This window comes from Flavobacterium sp. N2038, from assembly GCF_025947185.1.
Classification (GTDB): Bacteria; Bacteroidota; Bacteroidia; order Flavobacteriales; family Flavobacteriaceae; genus Flavobacterium.
This window is the reverse complement of record NZ_CP110001.1, coordinates 1777857-1804546: the sequence shown is the minus strand read 5'-3', so window position 1 is coordinate 1804546 and position 26690 is coordinate 1777857. Positions and strand designations below refer to the sequence as shown.

The following is a 26690-nucleotide window of genomic DNA, read 5'->3' as shown; positions in this document are numbered from 1 at the left end:
ATTAAAATTCGTGAATTCGTGGCTAATTTTTTCTTAGTACCATAGAAACTTAGCGACTTAAAGCAAACTCGTAGACGTTTCCTCCTATTTTATCTGCTTTTTCGTCAGCGATAAGTAAAGTATTATTGTCTTTAAAAACAACGGCTTCTTTTTGTGAAAAGTGATTCAGATTCAATTCGGTTTGTTTTCCTTTATGAAATAAATCACCTTTAAAGTCTTTAAACAAAACAATTTTGTCGTGACTTAATAGCGCTACTTTTTTCCCGTCAGGGCTAATTGTTGCACTTGTTAAAACGCAATGATTGTAATTGCTGCAGGTTTTTAGCTCCCCAATTTTAACCGCTTTCTGAGTTCCGGATGCATTTTTGATTTTATATACAAAAGCAGTTCCGTCAAAACCTTTGCTGCGGTTTTTAGTAAAAAGATAAAAATATCCTCCATGCTCAAAAAAACCTTCTACATCATAAAACAGTTCTTTTTTCTTTGGCGGAAATTCAGTTTGTTCCGGATACGAAAATGAAACTTTATATTCGGCAGAAGCAAAATCTTTATTCAATTGATTTTTGGCAACTTTGTAAATGCATAAATCTCTGCGCTTATTATCGTTGTTTCCAAAATCGCCTATATAAACATTTCCCGCTTTATCTTTTGTAATATCCTCCCAATCGACATTTGTTGCGTTTGAGATTGTTATTGTTTTGGACAATTTCCCCTGAGAATCTATGGCATAAATGGCATTTTTATTACCGCTGTCCTCCAAAGTATAAATCATATTAGTTTCCGGGAAATAAGTTATTCCTGAAACTTCTTTTAATTTCTTAGGAAGCGCATAAAGCGTTTTTAAATCACTCCCTGATTGTTGCTGACAAGCTAATAAAACAATAGAAACGGCAACTAAAAAAGACTTTTTCATAAGATTGTTTTTTGTTTCACCACAGATTTAAAGGATTAACGAACTGCAAAAAATCATTTTTAATCTGTGAAATCTGTGACCTAATAATTTTAAACTAAGTTTGTGTTTTTGAAATTACGTGTAATAAACTCGAATGCAGCATGCATAATGTGCCCCATTGATCTGGCATTTTTAAACTTCATATCATTAGTATAACGGTACAATTCCATTTTTAGCTGATCTAAATGTTCTTTGGTCGAAATTGTATCGTGACACATAATGTTCAGTAATTTATTGATTCTGCTTTCTGCAGAATGTATACGTTTTGCCAGAATCGCTCTTTCCTCATCTTTATATTGTATAATAGAGCGCTCTTCCAGTTTCTCTTTAATTAATTTGATCATCGGGTAGTTTTCTTTAAAAAACTGCGGACGATAAACCTTAAAATTTCCTTCGTAACACTGTTGATCAAAATCAATTGGACGAATTTTATAAACTACCTGATCAAAATCATGAATTGGAACAATTACATAATTATATGCTCTCATATCTCCCAATAAACGAATCATACAGCGCTCATTAAACTTGACAAACTCTTTTGCAATCTGAGCTTTCTCTGTCTCGGTACATTTATCCAGTAAAGTATCCATAAAAACATCACCGGGAATTCCGATAATATGTTCTTCAATCAAAGTATCGTTGTAAACCAGAAAATTGATTTTGTCCGGCGAGAGAATATCTTCCAGCTCTAAACCATAAATTCTGGATGCATCGGCTTTTTTTATGTAGAAATGAACGTAGTTGTCATTGAGAATATTTCGAACTTTTATTCTAAAAGGTTTCGAATTTCCAAAAGTACAATAATCAATGGCGTCAATATTTAGAAACTGAATAATCTCACTATTTCCATCAGAGTGTAAAAGCGAATAAATCTTTTTAAGATTTAAGTCTATTTCATTTCTTTCAAATTCGCTGTAATAAACCCGAATCCATAAAGTATCTGTTTCGTTTTTATCATACACATTGATCGAACCCGAAAATCGCAACAAATCATCATAAAAAACAGAAACTTTCGAAATACGTTCGAATCTCTCCAGATAACTTAAAAGTGATGGAATTAAAGGATATGAAGGTTTTTTTAAAACCATTAAAGGTTCGCTCATTTTATATAACTTTATTACAAATTTACATGAATATGCTGATAAAATTAAATTTAGCGTAACAATATAGAAGTTGAATCGTCTTACTAAAAACTAAAACCGAAATAAATTTGGAAACCATACTTACTATTGAGAATTTAAGCAAAAGATACGGTCGCATTCAGGCCTTGAAAAATGTATCTTTCAGCATACAAAAAGGGCATGTTTATGGCATTTTAGGCCCAAACGGAAGTGGAAAATCAACCACTTTGGGTATTGTTTTAAATGTTGTTAATAAAACATCCGGGGATTATAAATGGTTTGACGGAAAAGTACAAACTCATGATGCCTTAAAAAAAGTGGGCGCGATTATAGAAAGACCTAATTTTTATCCTTACATGACAGCTGAGGAGAATCTTAAATTGGTTTGCAAAATTAAAAATATAAACTACTCGAAGATAAATGAGAAACTAAATCTTGTTGGCTTAACAGAAAGAAAAGACAGCAAATTCAGTACATTTTCATTAGGAATGAAACAGCGTCTTGCAATAGCATCGGCACTATTAAATGATCCGGAAATTTTGATTTTAGATGAGCCAACCAATGGCTTAGATCCTCAGGGAATTCATCAAATTCGTGATATTATCAAAGAAATTGCATCACATGGAACTACGATTTTATTGGCTTCTCATCTATTAGATGAAGTAGAAAAAGTATGCTCACATGTTGTGGTTTTAAGAAAAGGCGAAATATTATATTCCGGTTCGGTTGATGCAATGTCTGCAAATGAAGGTTTCTTCGAAATCTCATCAAATGACAATATTGCTTTAAAAACAGTTTTAAACGATCATCCCGCTGTTGGCCAAATTAAAGAAGAGGATGGAAAAGTTTTAGTTTATCTAAAATCAGAATTATCAGCCTCAGATTTAAATCAGTTTTTATTCTCCAAAAACATTGTTTTAAATCATTTAGTAAAACGCAAAAATAGCCTCGAAGCACAATTTTTAGAACTAACCAAAAACGCCGCCATCCAAAAAAACTAAACCATGAACAGACTTATCTCTATAGAATTACAAAAAATATGGAAAAACAAAGCCAGTCGTATCCTGACTTTAACTTATTTCATCTTACTTTCATTTATTGCTTTAATTGCATCAATAAAATTTGATATTGGTCCATTTAAATTTCATCTCGCCGAAATGGGAATTTTTAATTTTCCTTTTATCTGGCACTTTAACACCTATGTTGCTGCGTGGCTAAAGTTTTTTCTGGCTATTGTAATTGTTTCTATGATGGCAAATGAATATAGCTATGGAACGCTAAAACAAAATTTAATTGACGGTTTAAGCAAAAAAGAGTTTATACTGTCTAAATTCCTCACCGTTACCCTTTTTGCTTTTGCCTCCACTGTTTTTGTTTTTGTAATGAGTTTGCTTCTGGGCTTATGCTTTTCATCTTATACAGAATTTGGAATTATTTTTTCTGACTTAGATTACTTATTAGCCTTTTTTGTAAAACTGACCGGTTTCTTTTCTTTCTGTTTATTTTTAGGAATTCTGGTAAAACGATCTGCATTTGCTCTTGGTTTTCTATTGGTCTGGAATATTTTTGAAGGGATCATAAGAGGCGTTTTGGCTTTCAAAATTTTCCCTGACAGTAATACTGATGAATTGATAACTCAATTTTTACCATTAGAATCAATGTCAAATTTGATCGTTAATCCTGCACCAAGATTATCTGTTGTAAAAAACATTGGCACCCAAATGGGTATCCAAACAGATAGTGACTACAGTGTACATTATCTTCCTGTTTTAATTGTTGCGATCTGGACATTTATATTTGTTTATTTTTCTTACAAATTATTGAAAAGTCGAGATTTATAGTATATTTGTTATACTATGAATCGAACAGGAAATTCTCTTATTCTATTTTTTTTGTGCTGTTTGTCTGTAAAGATGAATGCGCAATTCATCACTATTAATGATCAAAAAACACCAACAGAACTTATTGAAGGTGTTTTGGTAAATAGTGCTTGCGCCTCTGCATCAAATTCAACAGGATTAGGAGATACTTTCAGACCCGGAAAAAAGAGTTTTGCATACTTTAATGCTAATGGAAGTAATTTCCCTTTTGCAGAAGGAATAGTTTTAGCATCATCAACAGCATCAAGTGCGGTTGGGCCATTTGTAAGTGAATTGGTAAGCAGTGACAATGTTAATTGGGTAGGCGATAATGATCTGGACCAGACTTTAGGAATACGTTCTACAAACGCAACAGTTCTTGAATTTGATTTTGTGGCTAGTGCAACTTCGTTGAGCTTCAATTATATTTTTGCGTCAAACGAATATCAGTTTGATTATCCGTGTCTCTATTCAGATGGTTTTGCTTTTTTAATCAAAGAAGTCGGAACAACAGATCCGTATAAAAATTTAGCCGTTTTGCCCAAAACCAGTACACCGGTTTCTTCTGTAAATATTCATCCAAAAATTGATCCGGGCACAAGGCCGGGTGGTATAACTTATACCGGTTGTTCTGCCTCAAATGAAAATTACTTTAATGGTTTAAATAATAATACCAGTCCGGTAAATTATGCCGGACAAACTAAGGTAATGACAGCTCAGACTAATGTTACTCCGGGGAAAACTTATCATGTTAAAATGGTCATTGCTGACGATAGAAACAGAAATCTGGAATCGGCAATTTTTCTTGAAGCCGGAAGTTTTACTTCGACAATTACCTTAGGCGAAGATCGTACTATTGCAGGCAACAATCCAGCTTGTTTTGGAGAAAAAATACTTTTAGACAGTAAATTAGACCCTGCTAATTATACTTTTAAATGGTACAAAAAAGCTGATCCTGCAACAGTTCTTGGTCATAATTCAACTTTTGAAGTTACAGATGCCGGAACCTATAAAGTTGATGCTACAATAATTGGCGGAACATGTGTCTCATCTGGCGAAATCAATATTGATTACGCACCGGAAATTCTTTCTACAAATACTTCTCTTTTACAATGTGATGACAACTCCGACGGAATTTCTATTTTTGATTTAACCAAAGTTGACAATATCGTAAAAAATAATGTCGCTAGTATTTCTAATAAAGGATATTACGAAAAATTAACTGATGCGCAAAACAAAACCAATCCAATTGCGACACCCGATATGTACATAAATAAAGCCGCTAATCAAATTGTTTACGCGCGAATAGAAAATGTATATAATTGTTATAAAATTGCCGAAGTAACATTGCAAATTGCAACAACATCGATTACAGATCCAAGTCCGATAAAAACCTGTGACGCAGATAACGCACAAGATGGTTTATATCAATTTGATCTCAATACCGAAGTCACTCCGCAAGTTATTGCAGGATTACCAAGCAGCTTAACAGCTGTCTATTATTTAACAGCAAATGACGCTTTAGCAGAAATAAATCCGTTACCAAATATTTTCAAAAACACTACTCCATTTAATCAAACCATTTATGCCAGAGTTGTAAATGGTCCGGATTGTTACGATGTTGTAAAAGTTGCTCTTGTTGTAAATACTTTTGATCCACCTAATTTTGAAGACGAATCTTCATATGTATGCACAAATGATACTATAACATTATCTGTCGCAACAGGATTTAGCAGCTATTTATGGAATACCGGAGAAACCACTAATGAATTACTTGTAAATACTGCCGGCGACTATTCTGTAAAAGTAACTGATACTAATGGTTGTGAAAAAACTAAAAATTTTAAAGTGATTTTATCTGAACCTGCGACCATTACAGAGGTTACAGTAAATGATTTTTCAGGAAATGATAATTCAATTTTAATAAAATATACAGGTGCAGGAAATTATCAATTTTCGCTTGATGGAAAAACCTATCAGGATGAGCCATTATTTACCGGCGTTGCCCCCGGAGTATACAATGTTATTGCTCAGGATAAAAATGGCTGCGGACCATCAAACTCATTTCAGGTTTACGTATTAGATTATCCAAAATTCTTTACTCCAAACAACGATAGTTATCATGATGAATGGATCATTGAAAATTCTGATCAGTTGCCTGCCTACAAGATTTTTATTTTTGATCGTTATGGCAAACTATTAAAGCAAATGAATCAGAATAGTCCAGGTTGGAATGGACAATTTAATGGTCAGCAATTACCTTCGGATGATTATTGGTTTACTTTAACTTTTGATAATGGCAAACTTGTAAAAGGCCATTTTAGTTTGAAAAGATAGGGTTTAAAAATTCCAATACTTAAATCTCAAATTCCAAATTCCAAATTGAAATATAAAAAAATCCCAAACTCCTAATTGGAATTTGGGATTTTTATATTGAAATTTAAAACTAATTGGATTTTAAATCTTTTCTGTCTGTCGATGACCAAAGTAGCAAAAGTCATTTAAGCATGAAAAGATAAAAACGTATTCGTCTTGCATACAGCAAGTTTTTGTATATTTGATCATAATGAGAAATATATGAGATCTCTCCAATTATTAATATTCCTAACCTTGTTGCTATTTGCAATACCTGTTTCTGCACAAAAAGAAGCCGCAATTTGGTACTTTGGTCATGGAGCAGGATTAGATTTCAATTCTGGAAGTCCCATCACCTTAACCAACGGAAAATTATTTACAGACGAAGGCTGCACTACCATTTCTGATAAAAACGGACATTTACTTTTTTATACCGATGGATCACTTGTTTATGACAAAAACCATCAGTTAATGCCTAACGGAACTGGACTTTTTGGGCATCGCTCCAGTACGCAATCTGCTATTATAGTGCCTAAACCAAAAGATCCAAATCTGTATTACATTTTTACCGTAGACGAACCTAATCCTGCAAACGTAGACGATATCCCTACAAATAATCAAGACCCTCCAAATAGCGGATTAAATTATTCTTTAGTCGATTTAAGACTAAACAATGGATCAGGAGATATCGTCTCTTCTGAAAAGAATGTTCCTCTTGTTACTTATGACGTAAATAATACCGAAGATGTAAAATTTAAATGCTCAGAAAAAATTACCGCTGTACAACATGCTGATGGCTTTTCGTTCTGGGTTGTAACGCATTTTAAGAATACTTTTTATAGTTTTAAAATAAGTACAAATGGTATAGATCAAACTCCCATTAAAACGACAACATCAGTAGACATTCCACTGGGTGGTTACAATGGTAATGCCATTGGATATTTAAAAGCATCTCCCAATGGAAAAAAGATTGCTATCGCCAACATGTCTACAAAAACTTCAAATGATTTGAATTCTAATGGTCAGATAAAACGTTTTACAGGAAACGTATATCTTTATAATTTTGATGCCGGTACTGGTATCTTAAGTAATGAAACCCTTCTCTACAATAATATTGATCCCTATGGGATAGAATTTTCTGCAAAATCAGAAAAATTTTACATGACATATAATACTTATAATCCGATAGGACTCTCTGAAGGCAGCAACCTCATACAATTTGACCTAAAAAAAGAAGATATAATAAACTCCAGACAAATCATTAACTCCTCAAATTATGTTGCGGGAGCGTTACAACTAGCCATTGATGAAAAAATTTACAGATCAGGTTATTCACTTACAGATAGTAACATTCACAATATATCTGTAATCAATAATCCCGAAGCTAATGGAATCAATTGTAATTATATTCAAAATAAAATCGACCTAAAAACCGGGATTTCAAAACTAGGGCTTCCGCCTTTTATAACCTCTTTGTTTTTATATACTTTTGATTACGAATTCAACTGTTTGGGACAATCAACCCATTTTTTCATTAATTCTAAAGAAACAATTGATAGCGTATTATGGGATTTTGGTGACGGAAGCACTTCAAACAGTAAAGATGCTTATCATACTTATGCAAAGGCCGGAGATTACAAAGTGACTTTGATAAAAACTGCAAGTGGAGAAAACAGAGAACCAATAGAAAAAACAATAACTATTTTCGACAAACCAGCTGTAATTACAACACCATACAAACTAATCCAATGCGACACACAAGATAACAATTCACTAGACGGATTGGCAACCTTTAATCTTTCTGCTGCTAATGAGGCAATCTCATTAGGAAATAAAGATTACCAAGTGTTTTATTATCACACTAAAAATGAAGCCGACACAGACAGCAATAATATTGCTTCTTTAAATCCTATTTATAAAAACACAGTACCAAAAGAAGTGCTTTATGCAAAAGTAAGTCAGCAAAATTCATCCTGCTATAGTATTGCAACCGTAATTCTGCAAGCGAACCCTAGTATTTCGATCTTGCCAGAAGATCTTCATAAATGTGATCTGGGAGAAGGAAAAGCACTATTTGATTTGGAAGAAAAAAAGCGAAATATCAAATCTCAATTAAATCTGCCTTCTGATGTTAAATTATTCTTTTACAATACTGAAAGCGATGCTTCATTATCATTAAACGAAATAAAAAATACCATAACTACAAATTCTAAAACGATATACATAAGAGCTGAAAATAGTAATGGCTGCTACGGAAACGGAAAATTTGAACTTGTCGTTGAACCAGTTCCTGCTTTAATAAACGCAGAACAAAAAGTAATTTGCGAATCCGGACCAAATACAACTGTAGTTTTAGAATCCACTATTCCTTTATCTCAAATTAATGATTATACCTATTTATGGTCAAATAATGCTACAACGCCAACTATCACAGTTAACAAAGAAGGAAACTACACGCTCACGATCGAAAACAAATCCGGATGTACTTCAACTTCAGATCATCCTGTAAAACTATCCCGTGCTCCTATTGTAAATGACATAGAAATAAATGATTTTAATACTTTAAATCAAATCATTATTAACATACAAAATCCGAAAGACTATCAATATATGATTCATTTTCAAAATGGCACTTACAGCGAATTTCAAAATTCTGAAATCTTTGAAAATATTCCCGGAGGTTTTCACGAATTAATTGTTGAAAGTATTGATGGTTGTGGTCGAATAACAAAAAGTTTTGCTGTTCTAAATGCTCCAAAATTTTTCACACCAAACAATGATGGCTACAACGATTATTGGAATTTCATCGGCATAAACGATCCTATTTATAAAAATGCTCTTATTTACATTTATGACCGTTACGGAAAATTACTAAAACAATTATCTCCTTTTGACCAGGGATGGGACGGAACTTATATTAAAGAACCAATGCCTTCATCGGATTATTGGTTTACCATCAAGCTAGAAGATGGACGAGAAGCAAAAGGACATTTTAGCCTGAAAAGATAAAAGGAAAGAAATTCCAATTTAAAAAATCCAAATTCCAATACTTAACTAAGAAATTCCAAATATTAAATTCCAAATTCCAATATTCGTCATCAAAAGAATAAAAAAATCCCAAACTCCTTAATTGGAATTTGGGATTTTTATATTGAAATTTAAAATGTATTAGATTTTAAATCTTTTTCTGTCTGTTTCAGTTAAATAAATCTTTCTTAAACGAATAGATTTTGGAGTAACCTCTACATATTCATCTTTCTGAATATACTCTAAAGCTTCCTCTAATGAGAAAATAATCGGAGGGATAATTCTTGCTTTTTCATCATTTCCAGATGAACGAACGTTAGATTGTTTTTTCTCTTTAGTTACGTTTACACACATATCATCACCACGAGAGTTTTCTCCAATTACCTGACCTTCGTAAATTTCAGCATTTGGTTCAACAAAAAACTTACCACGATCTTGTAATTTATCGATAGAATAAGGAATAGCTTTTCCTTTTTCCATAGAGATCAATGATCCTTTGTTACGTCCTGAAATTTCTCCTTTGTAAGGCTCATATCCAATGAAACGGTGTGACATAATAGCCTCACCAGCAGTAGCTGTAAGTAATTGATTTCTTAAACCAATAATTCCACGAGATGGAATATTAAATTTAATAATCATACGCTCACCTTTAGTCTCCATACTCAACATTTCACCTTTACGAACTGTTACGAACTCAACTGCTCTACCTGAAAGATTTTCTGGTAAATCGATTGTTAATTCCTCAATTGGCTCACATTTTTTACCATCAATTTCTTTGATGATAACTTGTGGCTGACCAATTTGCAACTCATAACCTTCTCTTCTCATTGTTTCAATAAGAACAGATAAGTGAAGTACTCCACGGCCAAAAACCATGAATTTATCTGCAGAATCAGTTTCACCTAACTTCATAGCTAAGTTTTTCTCTAATTCTTTTGTCAATCTTTCTCTAATGTGACGAGAAGTTACAAATTTACCTTCTTTACCAAAGAAAGGTGAATCGTTAATTGTAAACAACATACTCATTGTAGGCTCATCAATAGCAATAGAAGCTAAACCTTCTGGGTTTTCGTTATCAGCAATAGTGTCACCAATTTCAAAACCTTCAATACCAACTACAGCACAAATATCACCAGCAATTACTTCCGTAACTTTTTTACGTCCAAGACCTTCAAAAGTGTGTAATTCTTTGATTCTTGATTTCGTTACAGCACCATCTCTTTTTACTAAAGATATTGGCATACCCTCTTTCAAAATACCTCTTTCTAAACGACCAATAGCGATACGTCCAGTAAAAGCAGAGAAATCAAGAGATGTAATTAACATTTGCGGAGTACCTTCTGATACTTTAGGAGCAGGAACATTAGCAATAACCATGTCTAATAAAGGCTCAATGTTTTCTGTTTGATTTTTCCAATCATCAGACATCCAATTGTTTTTAGCAGAACCGTAAACCGTTGGGAAATCTAATTGCTCCTCAGTAGCACCTAATTCAAACATTAAGTCGAAAACTTTTTCGTGAACTTCTTCAGGAGTACAGTTTTCTTTATCTACTTTGTTGATAACTACACAAGGTTTCAATCCTAGATCGATAGCTTTTTGTAGTACGAAACGCGTTTGTGGCATTGGACCTTCAAAAGCATCCACTAGCAAACATACACCATCGGCCATGTTTAGTACACGTTCAACTTCACCTCCAAAATCCGCGTGGCCAGGAGTGTCAATAATATTGATTTTTGTTCCTTTATATTGAACTGATACGTTCTTAGAAGTAATAGTAATACCTCTCTCTCGCTCTAAATCGTTATTATCAAGAATTAAATCACCTGTGTTTTCGTTGTCACGAAATAATTGACAGTGATACATAATTTTATCAACCAAAGTGGTTTTACCGTGATCGACGTGGGCAATAATTGCAATGTTTCTAATAGATTCCATCTGTGATTTTTAATGGGTGCAAAGGTACACTTTATTTTGATAAAAAAAACGTTTCTATGATAGTTTGCAAAGAGACAAGTAATTAGTACATTAAAACAGTATTAACTTAAGTGTTAATTGAACCTCTTCTATTGCACAATTTATAGTTAATTTAACTATATTTGAGTAATGAAAAGTAAAACTCTCTTAATTACTCTGGTCTATATTATCATATCGTTATTTATGGCAATAGTCTGTCATAAAATACTTACCACTTATTTTTCAGACGTAAAATATTTCTATGTTTTCTTCATTAAAGACATTTTTTTTATTTTAACTACAGCAGTATTTTTCAAGTACATAGTTTCAAAAAATGAAGTAAAAAACGAAACCGTTTTTGAAAAACTGAAAGAAACCAACGAAGAAATCAAAGAATCAAACGAAAAATATGATATTGTAGCAAAAGCAACAAGTGATACCATTTGGGACTGGAAAATTCAGGAAGACAACATAAACTGGAATAAAGGAATAGAAAGTGTTTTTGGCTACAATCCTGCCGATGTTGGAAAGACCTCAAAATGGTGGTTTGACAAAATTCACCCTGAAGACAGCATCAGAATGTCAATCAAATTATATTCTTTTATTGAGCAAAAAACCGAAAAATGGCAAGATCAATACCGTTTTAGATGTGCTGACGGAACTTACAAATATGTTTTAGACAGAGGTTTTTTATTAAAAGACGAAAACGGCAGAGCCATCAGAATGATTGGAGCTATTCAGGATATTACCAAACAAAAAGAAGAAGAACAGCGATTAAAACTTTTAGAAACTGTAATCACACAATCAAAAGATTCTATTTTAATTACCGAAGCTAATTCGCTTGACAGAAAAATTCCGAAGATTGTCTACGTAAATCCTGCTTTTTCGCATATGTCAGGTTATTTATCTCATGAAATAATAGGAAAATCTCCTAATATTTTCAAAGGCCCCAAATCAGACTCAGAAGAGTTAAAAAAATTATTACGAGCTATCAAAAACGAAGAAGAATGCTTAATTGAAACCATTAGCTATACCAAGAAAAAAGAAGAATTCTGGGTTCGCTTTTCAATGATTCCAATTTTTAACAATGAAGGAGAAATTTCGCATTGGATCTCCATACAGAGAGATATTACAGAAGAAAAGAAATTAGAAACAGAAAAGGAACATTTAATTCGAGAACTAACTCAAAACAACAAAGACTTAAAGCAATTCTCCTACATTACATCTCACAATTTACGCGCTCCTTTATCTAATCTGATAGGTCTTTTAAACCTTATAGAAGACATTCCAATCGAAAATCCGGAGCTTGAGGAAATACTTACCGGCTTTACCAAATCGACACATTTGCTAAACGAAACCATTAATGACCTGGTAAAAGTTATCATCATTAAAGACAATCCTTCGATGCAAAAAGAAGAGGTTTCACTAAAAGAAGTCTTCGAAAATGTTTTTAGTCAGCTATCTTTTCAAATTGAACTACACAAACCGATCATTAAACTTAAATTTGACAAAGTTCCATTATTAAACACAAACAAGGCATATATAGAAAGTATTTTACTTAATTTACTAACCAACTCAATAAAATACAAATCAGAAAACAGGAAGTTGAAAATTTCTATTACCGCAGAACAGATAGACAACAAATCAATATTAACTTTTAAGGATAATGGAATAGGAATTGACTTAGAAAGAAATCGCGACAAAGTTTTTGGATTATACCAGAGATTCCACAATTACCCTGACAGTAAAGGACTTGGATTATATCTTGTAAAATCACAAGTTGAAACCATGGGAGGAATAATCACTATTGAAAGCGAAGTCAACAAAGGAACTACTTTTACCATAACATTTAAAAACTAACAAATTATGCTTGAGCAGATCTTGTGCATCGACGACGATCCAATTACGTTAATGCTATGCAAAAAAGTAATTTCAAAATCGGAATTTTCGAATGAAATTATCACAGCTCAAAATGGAGAGGAAGCACTCCATCATTTTAATACTTTAAAATACACCAACGATAAAAATAAAATAAATAAAAAACCACAGCTTATTTTTCTGGACCTAAACATGCCTGTCATGGGAGGATGGGAATTTTTAGACCATTTCACTTCTACTGACTACGCCGAATTTAACTCCGTAAATGTTATTGTATTATCTTCTACAATTGACCCTGAAGATTTAGCCAAAGCAAAAAAATACCCCATAATAATTGATTTTCTCTCAAAACCAATCACACAGCAAATGCTGGAATATCTTAAAAAGAAAATAAATCTTTAGATTTAAATTAAATTCCAATATTAAAAATCCAAATCCCAAGCTTTTGTTTTAAAGTTGAGTTTAGAGTTTTTCATTGTAATATTTTAAGTTTGAAATTTAAAATATTGGCATTTCTCAATTAGGGATAAACAAAAAAAGTCCTCAAAAGAGGACTTTTTATATATCTATTAAATTGTAATTAATTACAATTTAGCAACATGTTTCGTTAATTTAGACTTCAAGTTAGAAGCTTTATTATCGTGAATGATGTTCTTTTTAGCTAATTTATCAATCATAGAGATTACAGTTGATAATTTTGCAGCAGCATCAGCTTTATCAGTAGCTATTCTTAATGCTTTGATAGCGTTACGAGTAGTCTTATGTTGATATCTGTTAAGAACTCTTCTTTTTTCGTTACTTCTGATTCTTTTTAATGCTGACTTATGATTTGCCATTTTGTTTTAATTTTAGATGTAATAATTATTATAAATACTAGTTAAATAAAGAAAAACCTCCCACAATTACAAAACAATCACTTTGGTTTTAACTAATAAAACAAGAACCGAGACACCAATTTTTGTTTTACAAAACTTATTTACAACTAATTTGTAGTCCGTAGGGGAATCGAACCCCTGTTACCAGGATGAAAACCTGGCGTCCTAACCCCTAGACGAACGGACCTTAATTCTCCTAGTTTGGAAACTTTACAATATGTAATATAACTTGTAGTCCGTGGGGGAATCGAACCCCCCTTACCAGGATGAAAACCTGGCGTCCTAACCGATAGACGAACGGACCGTGCTTCTCTAATGCGGATGCAAAGATACATCTATTTTTTAGTTGCACAATAGTTACGGCAAAAAAAATATATTTTTTTTAATATGCCTTAGCAAAAAGCACTCTTTTAGACGAAGGATTCCCAGTAAACACACAGACTCCCGCCTCTTCAACAGCATCCAGAGGAATACAACGAATTGTCGCTTTTGTCAAATCTTTTATCTTTTCTTCGGTCGCTGCAGTACCATCCCAATGAGCCGATACAAACCCTCCTTTTCCATCTAAAATTTCCTTAAACTCCTCAAAATTATTCACTTCCGTAATATGAGTATTTCGATAGTCCAACGCCTTCTTAAATAAGTCTTCCTGAATCTGCTCTAAAAGATCATTTATGTAATTTACAATTCCGTCTGCAGAAACCACTTCTTTTGTCAAAGTATCGCGTCTGGCTACTTCAAAAGTTCCATTTTCTAAATCTTTTGGCCCAACTGCAATTCTAACAGGAACACCTTTCAATTCCCATTCTGCAAATTTAAACCCTGGCTTTTGAGTAGTTCTGTCGTCATACTTAACAGAAATCTTCAGTTTTCTAAATTTAGCAATCAATTCAGTTACTGCAGCTGTAATTTCAGCTAATTGCTCATCTGTTTTATGAATCGGAACAATCACTACTTGTATTGGTGCCAAATTTGGAGGCAATACCAATCCCTGATCATCAGAGTGCGTCATGATCAGCGCTCCAATCAAACGAGTTGTAACCCCCCAAGAAGTTCCCCAAACATGCTCTTGCTTTCCATCAACATTTGCAAATTTCACATCAAAAGCTTTTGCAAAGTTTTGTCCCAAAAAGTGAGAAGTCCCTGCCTGCAAAGCTTTTCCATCCTGCATCAAAGCCTCTATACAATAGGTTTCATCTGCACCAGCAAAACGTTCCGTTTCAGTTTTAAACCCTTTAATAACAGGAATCGCTAAAAAGTTTTGCGCAAAATCAGCATAAATATTCATCATTTTTTCTGCTTCTTCTACCGCCTCTTCTTTTGTAGCATGCGCAGTGTGTCCTTCTTGCCATAAAAACTCCGCCGTTCTTAAAAACAAGCGTGTACGCATTTCCCAACGCACTACATTTGCCCATTGATTAATCAACAAAGGTAAATCTCTATAAGACTGCACCCAACGTTTATATGTAGACCAAATAATAGCCTCACTGGTCGGACGAACGATAAGCTCCTCCTCCAGTTTCGCATTAGGATCAACCATAAGCTTTCCTGGTTTATCAGGATCGTTTTTTAATCTATAATGTGTTACAATAGCACATTCTTTTGCAAATCCTTCTGCATTTTTTTCTTCCGCTTCAAACATGCTTTTTGGCACGAATAAAGGAAAGTATGCATTTTGATGGCCTGTTTCTTTAAACATTCGATCTAACTCCGCCTGCATTTTTTCCCAAATAGCATATCCGTAAGGTTTAATAACCATACATCCTCTAACTCCCGAGTTTTCAGCTAGATCTGCTTTTACAACCAGTTCATTATACCATTTTGAATAATCTTCTGATCTTGTAGTGAGGTTCTTACTCATATTGAATAGTTTGGCACAAATTTTGTTTTAATAATTTTAACTAAATAGTTTGACAAAACTAACTATTTTTGTAATGTGCAACAATAAAAAACACTACAGATATGAAAACTTCTACTTATCTCCGCCAAAACTCACGACATTTTTACGCAATTGGTTTACTGAGTTTTCTACTAGTATCGTGTGGTTCATACCAAAACTCTTCTTATCATGACAATGATGGAGTTTATGGCGGATCTTCAAACACGTATGCTCAAACAAATACCACAAGCACAAACAATCAATATAAAGATTATTTTAAATCGCTACAGAATGACGGCCAGCCAACTGAAATTTTCACCGACGTTGACAGTTATGGTAATTATGCCCAAAATGACAGCACTCAAACTGCCGCAACAGCATATCCAGCCTGGGGAAGCAGTAGCTCAGAAGTTTCTGTAAATGTTTATTCAGACCCAATGTGGTCATTTGGCATTGGATTCGGATGGGGCTATCCTTACTATGGTTACGGATGGGGTTATCCTTATTATGGATGGGGATACCCGGGATGGGGATATCCTGGCTGGGGTTACCCAGGTTGGGGATATCCAGGTTACGGATATGGTTATTACGGCAATTACTCCTATAATTACGGAAGAAGAGGATCTGCAGCATACTACGGTTCCAGAGGATATTCAACAAGAAGTTCATCTTACACCGGAAGAAATTATGCCGGAAGAAGTTATGCCGGAAGAAATGACTATTCTACCAATAGAAATAACTACACCAACAGAAGCAGTGCTAATTACTCAGATTATAGAAGAAGCTCTTCTGTAAACGGAAGAACTTACTCTAGTCCTACATTTACCAACAGAAGAAGCAGTGCTTCAGGTCAAAGCAATAGCTATGATTATTCAAACAGAAGATCAAGCAGCAGCCCAACAACAACCAATAGAAGTTATTACAACAACTCAAACAGCAGTTCTTCCAGAAGCTACTCTCCTAGCCCATCACGCTCAATGAATAGCAGTGGAGCAAGCATGAGATCATCTGGCGGAGGCGGAGGCGGAAGATCTTACGGAGGCGGAGGTGGAGGCGGAAGAAGATAATTCTTCCCCCTCAAATCGATAATCATTAAAAATTAACCAAAATGAAAAAAATATTCTTCCTACTTATAACAGGACTAACTGTTAGCGTCTCATATTCTCAGGAAGTATCTGATGCCATGAGATATGCACAAGATAACCTAACAGGAACTGCCCGATTCAGAGCAATGAGTGGTGCATTCGGAGCACTTGGAGGTGATTTATCTGCTATAACAGTTAATCCTGCAGGATCTGCTGTATTTTCTAACAATCAGATCGGAATTACTTTTAGCAATCAAAACATAAAAAATAATTCCAATTATTTTGGAACCAACACCTCTGATAAGGAAAATTCTTTTATACTAAATCAAGCTGGTGGTGTTTTTGTTTTTCATGACCATAACCCTAATAACAATTGGAAAAAAATTGCTATTGGAGCTACTTATGAAAACACAAACAACTTCAATAATGAAATCTTTTCAGCCGGAACTAATCCACGAAATTCAGTTGACAAATACTTTTTAGCATATGCTAATGGAATTCCTTTGGGTGATATCACAGGTATTCCATACAGAGACATGTTCTATGACGAACAACAAGCCTATTTTGGATATAAAGGATATATAATTAATCCCGTTAACCCAAATGACAGCAATAACACTCAATACACTTCGGCCGTTCCTGCTGGCGGTAACTATTATCAGGAAAATGATGTTTACACAAGTGGCTATAACAGTAAATTGAGTTTCAATATTTCTACCTCATTTAAAGACAGACTTTTTTTAGGAGCAAACCTAAATGCTCATATTACAGACTATAGAAGATCCAGTAGTTTCTACGAAGACAATAGCAATCCTTTAGAACCTGGAGAAACAATATCTAATCTTCGTTTTAATAATGATCTACATACTTATGGAAATGGGTTTTCTTTTCAATTAGGAGCAATCGTAAAAGCAACTGAAGCTTTGAGACTTGGCGTAACTTACGAATCTAATACATGGTATGAACTTTACGACGAAGTAGCACAAAGCTTATCAACAACCAGACAAGCAGACGGAGGACAATCAAAAAATGAATTTGTAAATCCAAACATTATAAATGTTTACGACTCTTATACCTTGCAAACTCCGGGAAAATTTACTTTTAGTGGCGCTTATGTATTTGGAAAATCAGGACTTATTAGTGTTGACTATGCAATCAAAGATTACGGAAGCACAAAATACAAACCAACAAACGATCCTGGCTTTAAAGGATTAAATAACGACATGAGCAACCAATTGACAACAAATGGCGAACTAAGAATTGGTGCTGAATACAAAATTGACAGATTAAGCCTTCGAGGAGGATACCGTTTTGAAGGAAGCCCATATAAAAACAAAACCACAATTGGCGACCTAAATAGTTATTCTGCAGGTTTAGGATATAGTTTTGGAGCAACTAAAATAGATTTAGCTTACTCTTATTTGGAAAGAAAAACCAATCAGGGATTTTTTGAAAGAGGGTTCACTGATGGTGCTAACATCCAATCAAAACTAAACAATGTAACAATGACTTTATTATTTGAATTGTAATTAGAAATAAAAATAGATTCATCAAGATTTCCGTCAGACCTTACTGACGGATTTTTTTATTTAGCAAAAACCACATCATTGCAAAAATGTTTTTTAAATTCAAAAATCACAAAAAACATAGCATACAAAGGAAATAGCAATACAAAAAACACCTAAAAGAAACCTAAATAAGCGGTGTTTGAATAAAAAAGTGTAATTTTGCACTCCAATTTATAAAAGTATGAGAACCAAGTCTTTAAAAAAGAACAAAATTAACGTCATCACTCTTGGGTGTTCGAAAAATGTATATGACAGTGAAGTCCTTATGGGGCAGCTGCGTGCTAATGGAAAAGAAGTTGAACATGAAGCGCCTGCAGAAAAAGAAGGAAACATTATCGTAATAAACACTTGTGGCTTTATTGACAACGCAAAAGCGGAGTCTGTAAACATGATTTTGGAATATGCTGATAAAAAAGACAAAGGTCTTGTTGATAAAGTTTTTGTAACAGGATGTTTATCTGAGCGTTACAGACCAGATTTAGAAAAAGAAATTCCGAATGTAGATCAATATTTTGGGACAACAGAATTACCTCAACTATTAAAAGCATTAGGAGCAGATTATAAACACGAACTTTTAGGAGAACGTTTAACTACAACTCCAAAAAACTACGCTTATCTTAAAATTGCCGAAGGTTGTGACCGACCTTGTAGTTTTTGTGCAATTCCTTTAATGAGAGGCTCTCACGTTTCTCAGCCAATTGAAAAACTGGTAAAAGAAGCACAAGGCTTAGCTAAAAATGGCGTAAAAGAATTAATCTTAATTGCTCAGGATTTAACTTATTATGGTCTTGACATTTACAAAAAGAGAAATCTTGCTGAACTTTTAGAAGAATTGGCAAAAGTTGAAGGTATAGAATGGATTCGCTTGCATTATGCTTATCCAACTGGTTTTCCAATGGACGTTTTAGAATTGATGAAACGCGAACCTAAAATTTGTAATTATATTGATATTCCACTACAACATATTTCAGATTCTATCTTAAAATCAATGCGCAGAGGAACAACTCAGGCAAAGACCACACAATTATTAAAAGATTTTCGCGCTGCTGTTCCGGGAATGGCAATACGAACTACATTAATTGTTGGATATCCAGGGGAAACACAAGAAGATTTTGAAATACTGAAAGATTTTGTTCAGGAAATGAAATTTGACAGAATGGGATGTTTTGCGTATTCTCATGAAGAAAACACTCACGCTTACTTATTAGAAGATAATGTTCCGGATGATGTTAAGCAAGCCAGAGCAAATGAAATCATGGAACTGCAATCGCAAATTTCATGGGATTTAAATCAGGAAAAAATTGGACATGTTTACAAATGTATCATTGACAGAAAAGAAGGTGCTCATTTTGTAGGCAGAACAGAATTTGACAGCCCTGATGTTGATAACGAAGTTTTGATTGATGCTTCTAAACATTACGTTAAAACAGGCGAATTTGTTAATATCAAGATAATTGAGGCTACAGAATTTGATTTATACGGAGAACCTGCTTAAATTTACCCTAAACAATTGTTAACTTAAGACATCATACTTTTATGAAACCTACTCAATCTTTATTTCTTTTGGTTTTTACCATATTCTGTTTCAATTCTGTTTCGGCACAATACGGAAACGGATATAACAATGGTTATGGTGGCGGATATGGCAATGGCTACGGAAGAGGTGGCGGTATGGACAGAAGTATGGTTCCCGGTCAACAACCTCAAGGATCTCAAAGCAAGCCTAAAGAAACTCCTGTTGAAGAAACAGCCGGAATGATTGTGGAACAAATGAAACCTGCTGTAAATCTTGATGAACTTCAGGCTATTGCAATTACAAATGTTTTAGCTGACAGTTTAAGAGAACAAGGCATTCTATTGAAAAATGAAAGTAGTAGTCAGGATCAGAAAATTGAGCAAATTAAAGCACTAAGAGAAAGCACTACAAAAAAGATAACTGCCTTTTTGAATCCTGATCAGGTAGAAAAATACACGAATTTCATGGCTGATTTAAAAGAAATCAAAAAGCCTAAGTCAAAAAAGAAAAAAGATTCTAAAGAAAATAAAGAAGAAACAAAACAAGAAACTGCAGCACCGAAAGAATAATTGTTTTTAATTCCATCTTTAAATATAAAAATCATGGCAAAAAGACTTTTTAGTTATTTGACTTTAGCAATTATTATAACTTCTTGCTCAACAAATCCATACAAAAGCACTGAAAAAGCTTACGATCAACAGCTTAAAACATTAGAAAATCAAATTACTAGCAAAGATCCGCAACCTATTCCTGCTATTAGCCCCGTAGTTATTGATACAACTTATGCTCAACAACTTGGGATTGTAAAAGACACACTATCTAAAACAGGTTCAACTCTTTTACTTAATGGTATAAATACAGAATGGATTGGAACTGTTAATTTCAACCTGAGAAAACCCAGCTTTATTATTATTCATCATACAGCCCAGGATTCTCTAAAGCAAACTATAAATACATTTACAAAAACCAAAACACAGGTTAGTGCACACTATATAATTTCTGAAAACGGAAAAGTGGTTCAGATGTTAAACGATTATTTAAGAGCCTGGCACGCGGGAGCATCTACCTGGGGAAAAAATACAGATATTAATTCCAGCTCAATAGGTATTGAACTTGACAATAACGGTTTCAAACCTTTTACTGAGACACAAATAAGCAGTTTAGTTGCTCTTTTGACAAAGTTGAAAAAAGATTACAACATTCCAACTCAAAATATACTAGGTCATTCTGATATTGCTCCCGGAAGAAAACAAGATCCAAGTGCTTTGTTTCCATGGAAAACTTTAGCTGAAAAAGGATTTGGAATCTGGCCGGATGAAGTTTTAGAAGAAGCTCCCTTTGATTTTAAAATTGAGCCCGCTTTAAGAATTATTGGTTATAACACCAAAAATCTTTCGGCAGCGATTCAAGCTTTCAAATTGCATTATATTCAAACTGACGTAACTTCAGTTTTAGATAGAAAAACAATAGATACTATTTATTCCATTTATAAAAAACAAGTTCAATAAATAAAGATCCGTTTTAAAATACACAACGCATTTCTAAAATTTAGAAATGCGTTTTTTTATTCAAATTATAATCAAACACAACTGACAGTTTATCATTTACATAAACAAAAAGGCGCACTGTGTTGCGTCTGTAAAAAACGTACAGTACCCTAAATACACTCATAACTCATAACTCATAACTCAAAATTCATAATTCATAACTTAAAACTTTCATAAAGTAAAAAAGCTGCCAAAACATAAGTATGTTTCGACAGCTCCAAAAAAAAAAAAAATATCAATCTTTATCTCTAGAAAGAGTATGTTGTAGCAATTAAGGCATAGAACGAACCTCCTGTTGGCAATGCATCTTTGTCTAAAAAGATATCTTCAGATGCCGCATCATATCTTAATTCTGGTATTATAGTCAATTTTCCAACTTTATAATTTAAAGAAACAGTATTGGCAAAAACATTAGAACCTGTTAACGTCCCTAAACTCGGAGCAGCATCTTTGGCATCAAAATATTCCATTCTGTAAGCCAGTAAGAGTGATGGATTAAATGTATAGTTTGCATATCCAACCAATGAAAACCAGTCCCCATCTAAAGCGCTATCAAAATCATTCTTAGTTTTTGCATAAGTTGCATTAAAACCTAAAGCAAATGAATCATTCAGCGTTTTTGATGCCACAAGATCTATCTGTGTTTTATTTTCATCTGAAGCCGGGTTGCTACTTCCTGATGTAAAATTCAAATAAGCACTTCCTGTATCACCAATATATCCGACTTGCCCAATGTATGTTTTTTGGCTTGATCCGGCATCCATCGCTGATTTAAAGTCTGTTGGATTGGTTATACCAAACATCGCTGTAAATTTTCCCGAAGTATACTGTGCTTTTACTCCTGTATTAAAAAATGGCCCGTAAGAGAAAGCATAAGACATACTATAGTTTTTATTATCTACAGCATCTAAAACTTCATATCCTATATGTGTTCCAAAACTACCGGCAACTACTTTGAATTTATCCGTTATCTGATACGTAAAAAATAATTGTTTAATTAAAAATTTAGCATCTATATCTTTATCTGTTGTTTCATTATATGAAAACTCACCTGCTCTCTTTCCGAATCCTAAATCTACAAAAACAGAAGCTTTTCCAAAAGTATGCCCCGCCTCTACAGAAGCCATTCCTAATTCAAATGAATCCTGAGAGTTGGTAAAGCTCGTTAATCCATTCATTTGTTTAGAAAAATCATATTTATAATAAGCATCTGCTGATCCGCCCCAGGTTGTTGCCGGAGAAGTTGACGTTTCACTATCTTCTTGGGCAAAAGCAAAAGAACTCGTTAACATTACGGCTAAAATGTGTAATACTTTTTTCATGTGTAAAATTGGTTTTTGGTTATTATTTGATTTTGGTTAGTTAATCTTTATATATCTTCAATAAATAGCAAAATGTTACTTCTAAAACCTGTAATCTCTCCCTAAAACCTCTTCATTTTCATTAGCGAATTTATTAACTTTTGTATGAGTAGAATCATTGAAAAGTACTTTTTTGGCATTTTCAATGCAGAATTATGGATTACAAAAATTAAAGCATCAATAATCCTTATTTGACATTAATAGCGAATCATTTTTAAAAATTTAACAACATAAAAAAATCATTTAAAACCAAAAAACACATTAAAAAACAATTTCACACTTTAAAAAAACATAATCAAGCCACAAAAAACAACTTTATAATGATAATACCCCTAAAAAATTTAGGGGTTTGTTTAAAAATAATAAAAACAACCAAAAAACAACATTTGCTAAACAGGCAGATATAAAACAATTTTAGAATTGTAAAAATTCCTACAAAAAAAACCCATCATAAGCGAACACTCTATAACTTTTAAATTTCAATTGTAGTCATTCAGTTTTAGCATCATTCATAAAAAAAGCCTGTACATATTCTGAACAGGCTTTATCGCAAAAAACTATTTATTCACGATTCTTTTACATTAACGTTTCTTAAAAACTCGCCGACTTTAATTCCTGATTCTTTCCAATCATTATCCTTCCATTTTCTTTCCTGGAGAAAAGTAAAAAAATCCAAGCCGAGATCTTTTCGGATGGTATAAATACTCATAAAGTGTTTGTAGATTATAAAAAAGAATTCAGGTCTTGATTCTGTAACAAAATTAAAATACTGTTTAGCTAGTTGCGGTGAATTAACAATGATTATAAAAAAATGGAGAACAAGTTGTTCTCCATTTTTTATCATTTCATATGTCAAAAATTACATTTTACGACAGTATTTTTTCAATTGCATTCAATTCATCATGCGAAAATTCAGTATTTTGCAGACAATCAATATTATTACATAATTGTTTTACAGAACTTGCACCAATTAAAACCGATGTAATTCGTTTGTCTTTTTGCAGCCAGGCCAAAGCCATTTGTGCTAAAGACTGATTTCTATTCTGAGCAATTTCATTTAATTGAATTAATTTTTGAATTCTCTCGTGCGTCACCTCATCTTCTTTCAAATGCCCGTTTGGATTATGCGCTCTGGAATTTTCCGGAATTCCGTTTAAATATTTGTCCGTTAAAAGCCCTTGTGCCAAAGGAGAAAATGCAATACAACCCACTCCTTTTTCCTCTAAAACATCCAAAAGTCCGTTTTCTACCCAACGTTCCAACATCGAATATTTTGCCTGATGAATCAAACAAGGCGTTCCTAATTGTTTTAGAACATCAACCGCAACTCGAGTCTGCTCTGCCGAGTAATTACTGATTCCGACATATAATGCTTTTCCGCTTCTAACAGCGTGGTCTAAAGCCATCATGGTTTCTTCGATCGGCGTTTCAGGATCCGGACGATGCGAATAAAAAATATCAACATAATCAACACTCATTCGCTTCAGACTTTGATCTAAACTTGAAAGCAAATATTTTCTGGAACCCCAATCACCATAAGGCCCATTCCACATGGTATAACCCGCTTTTGTAGAAATTACAATTTCATCACGCAGATTTCCCTGAAAATTATGCCATAATATTTTACCAAAATTCTCTTCGGCAGAACCTGGAACCGGTCCATAATTATTAGCTAAATCAAAATGTGTGATTCCTTTATCAAAAGCTTCTATGGCAATACTTTCGGCATTTTCAAAATTATCTACTGAACCGAAATTATGCCACAATCCTAAGGAAATCTCCGGAAGCAATAAACCGCTTTTTCCGCATCTGTTGTATTTCATTATTTTAATTTAAAAGTTGGAGTTTTAATAGATTTTAAAGGTAGAAAAAACTAATCAATTATAAAGTTGTGTTTTTATAATCTCCCAAAGTTGCGGAGTAGCAAAGTTTTTTTTTCAAACAGGTAAAATACAAATCGCCACGAATTCACGAATTTTAAAACAATTAATTCGTGAATTCGTGGCGAAAAAACTTTGCAACTTTGTCCCTTTGCATCTTTGCGACTTTGCGATTTTGCAGGATTCATTTACGACACAAGGCTTCAACTTCGAACAGTCAAACAAAATCAAACAAAAATCTGTATTAATCCTAAAAATCAGCAAAATCTGCAAGCAAAATCTACTCCGTGATAAAACAAGAAGCAGGCAAACCCGCCTTATTAAACAAACCAGACTGTATTGTATTTCCCCAAGCAAATCTCACCTTTACAGGATTTGCCACTTTTTTAGAAATCAAAATGACTTGATTATTTTTTATTGAAGCTTCGGCAGGAAAGAAATTTCCATCGGCTCCAGCCAATTCAAATTGATTTGAAGATTTATTTGCAAAATGCAATCCGTCAGCATAATCAAATGAAACAACAACTTTATTTTCTTCTGTTTTAAAGTCTTTGTAAAGTGGTCCGTTTACCAGATTAGAATTAGTTTTATAAGTATCGGCTAAGGCCAGATTAGCCAAACGAATTCCGACCGATTTTTTATTTTTTGGATGAATATCAATAGTATCTGAAATATCTGAAGTCAAAACCATTCCGATTTTTGAGATTTCATTTAAAAGTTTTCGTTGCGAATTTCGAATGATTACATTCCAAAAATTATTACTTCCTGTTTTATAAGGTGCAATCTGAACATAATAAAACGGAAAATTATCTTTCCATTCTTTTCTCCAGGAAGCTATTAATGCCCCAAAAGTCTTATCATAAGCCAAAGAACTTACATTCGATTCACCCTGATACCAAAGTGTTCCGGCAATTTTATATCCAACAATTGGATAAATCATAGCATTATAAGCCCGTCCTGGCCGTCTTGGGTCATATTCTTGCTCATTTAGTTTTTTAGCATTGTCTAATAAAAGAGGATCATTGTTTACGACTTCTTCCGGCATCCAGATTTCTGCAGGAGTTCCGCCCCAATTCGAAGAAATCAATCCAATCGGAACATTTTTTAAATCTTCGCGCAGGCGTTTGGCAAAGAAATAACCAATCGCACTAAAGTATTTCATGGTCTCTGGTGTCGATTCTGTCCAATTTCCAAGTACATTATTCTGCGGACTTGTTGCAGTTAATTTTGGAACGGTAAAAAAACGAATATTCGGGTTTGTCGCATTCTTCATTTCTTCCTCGCCATTGTCAATTCCCCAACTTGCAGACATTTCCATATTGGATTGTCCGGAACAAAGCCAGACTTCACCAATCAAAATGTTTTTTAAAACCACCTCGTTATACCCTTTTATAGAAATTGTAAAAGGTCCGCCCGCTTCCGGAGTTTTTATTATAATTTCCCACTTTGCCTGATTATTGGCAACAGTTATATACTCCTGATTATTCCAGCCTGAGACCAATTTAATTTCTTCTTCCGGATTTGCCCAACCCCAGATTTTCACTTCTGAATTGCGTTGCAAAACTATATTGTCACTAAAAATATTCGGAAGGGAAACGTTTGCCATCATGGTATTAGAAATCAATAAAAAGAGAACAAACTTAAAAATATTATTTCTCATCTAACACCCTTTTTAAAATTGGTTCATATTCATCTGCCAGAACTTCATGATCTATGACGACCGATTATCAGCATCAAAAGCAGCTTTAATTTTGTTCAGACAATCTTCAAAAACAATTGCTCACGAAAATCCTGAACTGCAAGCATTATAACTTTTTCTTAAACTAAATCT

19 protein-coding genes and 2 tRNA genes are annotated in these 26690 nt (G+C 33.6%); 11 read left to right on the top strand and 10 right to left on the bottom strand.

The genetic code is table 11. The features are described 5' to 3' along the window. Positions 1-49: 49 nt before the first annotated feature. Together OLM51_RS08270 and OLM51_RS08265 are read right to left on the bottom strand one after the other, a co-directional pair. Positions 50-913, bottom strand: coding sequence for a hypothetical protein (locus OLM51_RS08270; protein ID WP_264553842.1), 864 nt, complete (start codon positions 911-913; stop codon positions 50-52). Between the two features lie 89 nt (positions 914-1002). Then, positions 1003-2055 (bottom strand): hypothetical protein, encoded by a 1053-nt coding sequence (locus OLM51_RS08265; RefSeq protein ID WP_264553841.1) that lies wholly within the window; start codon positions 2053-2055, stop codon positions 1003-1005. Positions 2056-2162: 107 nt separating this feature from the next. Between OLM51_RS08265 and OLM51_RS08260 the strand changes: the two genes are divergently transcribed. From OLM51_RS08260 to OLM51_RS08245, 4 genes are all read left to right on the top strand, one after another. Further along, positions 2163-3074 (top strand): ABC transporter ATP-binding protein, encoded by a 912-nt coding sequence (locus OLM51_RS08260; RefSeq protein ID WP_264553840.1) that lies wholly within the window; start codon positions 2163-2165, stop codon positions 3072-3074. 3 nt (positions 3075-3077) lie between these two features. Continuing rightward, on the top strand, positions 3078-3914 hold the full coding sequence (locus tag OLM51_RS08255) for an ABC transporter permease (RefSeq protein WP_264553839.1): 837 nt from the start codon (positions 3078-3080) through the stop codon (positions 3912-3914). Positions 3915-3986: 72 nt separating this feature from the next. Continuing rightward, entirely contained in the window at positions 3987-6269 is a 2283-nt protein-coding gene (locus OLM51_RS08250) for a choice-of-anchor L domain-containing protein (RefSeq protein ID WP_264553838.1), read from the top strand. Positions 6270-6542: 273 nt separating this feature from the next. Continuing rightward, entirely contained in the window at positions 6543-9296 is a 2754-nt protein-coding gene (locus OLM51_RS08245) for a T9SS type B sorting domain-containing protein (RefSeq protein ID WP_264553837.1), read from the top strand. A 159-nt stretch (positions 9297-9455) separates the two neighbouring features. Here the strand turns inward: OLM51_RS08245 and typA are convergent, their stop codons facing one another. Beyond that, positions 9456-11252: a translational GTPase TypA gene (gene typA, locus OLM51_RS08240; RefSeq protein ID WP_264553836.1), complete on the bottom strand. Its 1797-nt coding sequence runs from the start codon at positions 11250-11252 to the stop codon at positions 9456-9458. 168 nt (positions 11253-11420) lie between these two features. On the opposite strand from typA, the gene OLM51_RS08235 reads away from it, so the two are divergent. Together OLM51_RS08235 and OLM51_RS08230 are read left to right on the top strand one after the other, a co-directional pair. Further along, complete coding sequence (locus OLM51_RS08235; RefSeq protein WP_264553835.1) at positions 11421-13130, top strand: PAS domain-containing protein; 1710 nt, start codon at positions 11421-11423, stop codon at positions 13128-13130. 6 nt (positions 13131-13136) lie between these two features. Continuing rightward, entirely contained in the window at positions 13137-13550 is a 414-nt protein-coding gene (locus OLM51_RS08230) for a response regulator (protein ID WP_264553834.1), read from the top strand. Between the two features lie 182 nt (positions 13551-13732). Here OLM51_RS08230 and rpsT read toward each other — a convergent pair whose 3' ends face one another. The 4 genes from rpsT to proS all read right to left on the bottom strand — a co-directional run bounded on the left by rpsT (position 13733) and on the right by proS (position 15884). Next, positions 13733-13984: a 30S ribosomal protein S20 gene (gene rpsT, locus OLM51_RS08225; protein WP_053473851.1), complete on the bottom strand. Its 252-nt coding sequence runs from the start codon at positions 13982-13984 to the stop codon at positions 13733-13735. 154 nt (positions 13985-14138) lie between these two features. After that, positions 14139-14210, bottom strand: a tRNA-Glu gene (locus OLM51_RS08220). Positions 14211-14255: 45 nt separating this feature from the next. Further along, positions 14256-14327 (bottom strand) — tRNA-Glu (locus OLM51_RS08215). Positions 14328-14405: 78 nt separating this feature from the next. Next, entirely contained in the window at positions 14406-15884 is a 1479-nt protein-coding gene (proS, locus tag OLM51_RS08210; protein ID WP_264553833.1) for a proline--tRNA ligase, read from the bottom strand. Positions 15885-15985: 101 nt separating this feature from the next. Here proS and OLM51_RS08205 point away from each other — a divergent pair, with 101 nt between their 5' ends. The 5 genes from OLM51_RS08205 (at position 15986) to OLM51_RS08185 (ending at position 21579) form a co-directional block, all read left to right on the top strand. Next, positions 15986-16969 carry a hypothetical protein gene (locus OLM51_RS08205; protein ID WP_264553832.1) on the top strand — a complete coding sequence of 328 codons (984 nt, stop codon included), beginning with the start codon at positions 15986-15988 and terminating at the stop codon, positions 16967-16969. A 41-nt stretch (positions 16970-17010) separates the two neighbouring features. After that, entirely contained in the window at positions 17011-18516 is a 1506-nt protein-coding gene (locus tag OLM51_RS08200) for an OmpP1/FadL family transporter (RefSeq protein WP_264553831.1), read from the top strand. A gap of 220 nt (positions 18517-18736) precedes the next feature. Further along, positions 18737-20050 carry a 30S ribosomal protein S12 methylthiotransferase RimO gene (gene rimO / locus OLM51_RS08195; protein WP_264553830.1) on the top strand — a complete coding sequence of 438 codons (1314 nt, stop codon included), beginning with the start codon at positions 18737-18739 and terminating at the stop codon, positions 20048-20050. Positions 20051-20091: 41 nt separating this feature from the next. Next, positions 20092-20640 carry a hypothetical protein gene (locus OLM51_RS08190; RefSeq protein ID WP_264553829.1) on the top strand — a complete coding sequence of 183 codons (549 nt, stop codon included), beginning with the start codon at positions 20092-20094 and terminating at the stop codon, positions 20638-20640. A 33-nt stretch (positions 20641-20673) separates the two neighbouring features. After that, positions 20674-21579, top strand: coding sequence for an N-acetylmuramoyl-L-alanine amidase (locus OLM51_RS08185; protein ID WP_264553828.1), 906 nt, complete (start codon positions 20674-20676; stop codon positions 21577-21579). Between the two features lie 287 nt (positions 21580-21866). On the opposite strand, the gene OLM51_RS08180 is transcribed toward OLM51_RS08185, so the two are convergent. From OLM51_RS08180 to OLM51_RS08170, 3 genes are all read right to left on the bottom strand, one after another. Further along, positions 21867-22940 (bottom strand): porin, encoded by a 1074-nt coding sequence (locus OLM51_RS08180; protein WP_264553827.1) that lies wholly within the window; start codon positions 22938-22940, stop codon positions 21867-21869. Positions 22941-23845: 905 nt separating this feature from the next. Further along, the gene (gene mgrA / locus OLM51_RS08175; protein ID WP_264553826.1) at positions 23846-24802 is read right to left on the bottom strand and encodes an L-glyceraldehyde 3-phosphate reductase; all 957 of its coding nucleotides are present in this window, start codon (positions 24800-24802) and stop codon (positions 23846-23848) included. Positions 24803-25139: 337 nt separating this feature from the next. Further along, positions 25140-26519: a sialate O-acetylesterase gene (locus tag OLM51_RS08170; RefSeq protein ID WP_264553825.1), complete on the bottom strand. Its 1380-nt coding sequence runs from the start codon at positions 26517-26519 to the stop codon at positions 25140-25142. Between the last annotated feature and the right edge of the window lie 171 nt (positions 26520-26690).

Coding starts and splice junctions, on each gene's coding strand:
- OLM51_RS08270 (WP_264553842.1), bottom strand. CDS start 913: ATGAAAAAGTCTTTTTTAGTTGCCGTTTCTATTGTTTTATTAGCTTGT.
- OLM51_RS08265 (WP_264553841.1), bottom strand. CDS start 2,055: ATGAGCGAACCTTTAATGGTTTTAAAAAAACCTTCATATCCTTTAATT.
- OLM51_RS08255 (WP_264553839.1), top strand. CDS start 3,078: ATGAACAGACTTATCTCTATAGAATTACAAAAAATATGGAAAAACAAA.
- OLM51_RS08250 (WP_264553838.1), top strand. CDS start 3,987: ATGAATGCGCAATTCATCACTATTAATGATCAAAAAACACCAACAGAA.
- typA (WP_264553836.1), bottom strand. CDS start 11,252: ATGGAATCTATTAGAAACATTGCAATTATTGCCCACGTCGATCACGGT.
- OLM51_RS08235 (WP_264553835.1), top strand. CDS start 11,421: ATGAAAAGTAAAACTCTCTTAATTACTCTGGTCTATATTATCATATCG.
- OLM51_RS08230 (WP_264553834.1), top strand. CDS start 13,137: ATGCTTGAGCAGATCTTGTGCATCGACGACGATCCAATTACGTTAATG.
- rpsT (WP_053473851.1), bottom strand. CDS start 13,984: ATGGCAAATCATAAGTCAGCATTAAAAAGAATCAGAAGTAACGAAAAA.
- proS (WP_264553833.1), bottom strand. CDS start 15,884: ATGAGTAAGAACCTCACTACAAGATCAGAAGATTATTCAAAATGGTAT.
- OLM51_RS08205 (WP_264553832.1), top strand. CDS start 15,986: ATGAAAACTTCTACTTATCTCCGCCAAAACTCACGACATTTTTACGCA.
- OLM51_RS08200 (WP_264553831.1), top strand. CDS start 17,011: ATGAAAAAAATATTCTTCCTACTTATAACAGGACTAACTGTTAGCGTC.
- rimO (WP_264553830.1), top strand. CDS start 18,737: ATGAGAACCAAGTCTTTAAAAAAGAACAAAATTAACGTCATCACTCTT.
- OLM51_RS08190 (WP_264553829.1), top strand. CDS start 20,092: ATGAAACCTACTCAATCTTTATTTCTTTTGGTTTTTACCATATTCTGT.
- OLM51_RS08185 (WP_264553828.1), top strand. CDS start 20,674: ATGGCAAAAAGACTTTTTAGTTATTTGACTTTAGCAATTATTATAACT.
- OLM51_RS08180 (WP_264553827.1), bottom strand. CDS start 22,940: ATGAAAAAAGTATTACACATTTTAGCCGTAATGTTAACGAGTTCTTTT.
- mgrA (WP_264553826.1), bottom strand. CDS start 24,802: ATGAAATACAACAGATGCGGAAAAAGCGGTTTATTGCTTCCGGAGATT.
- OLM51_RS08170 (WP_264553825.1), bottom strand. CDS start 26,519: ATGAGAAATAATATTTTTAAGTTTGTTCTCTTTTTATTGATTTCTAAT.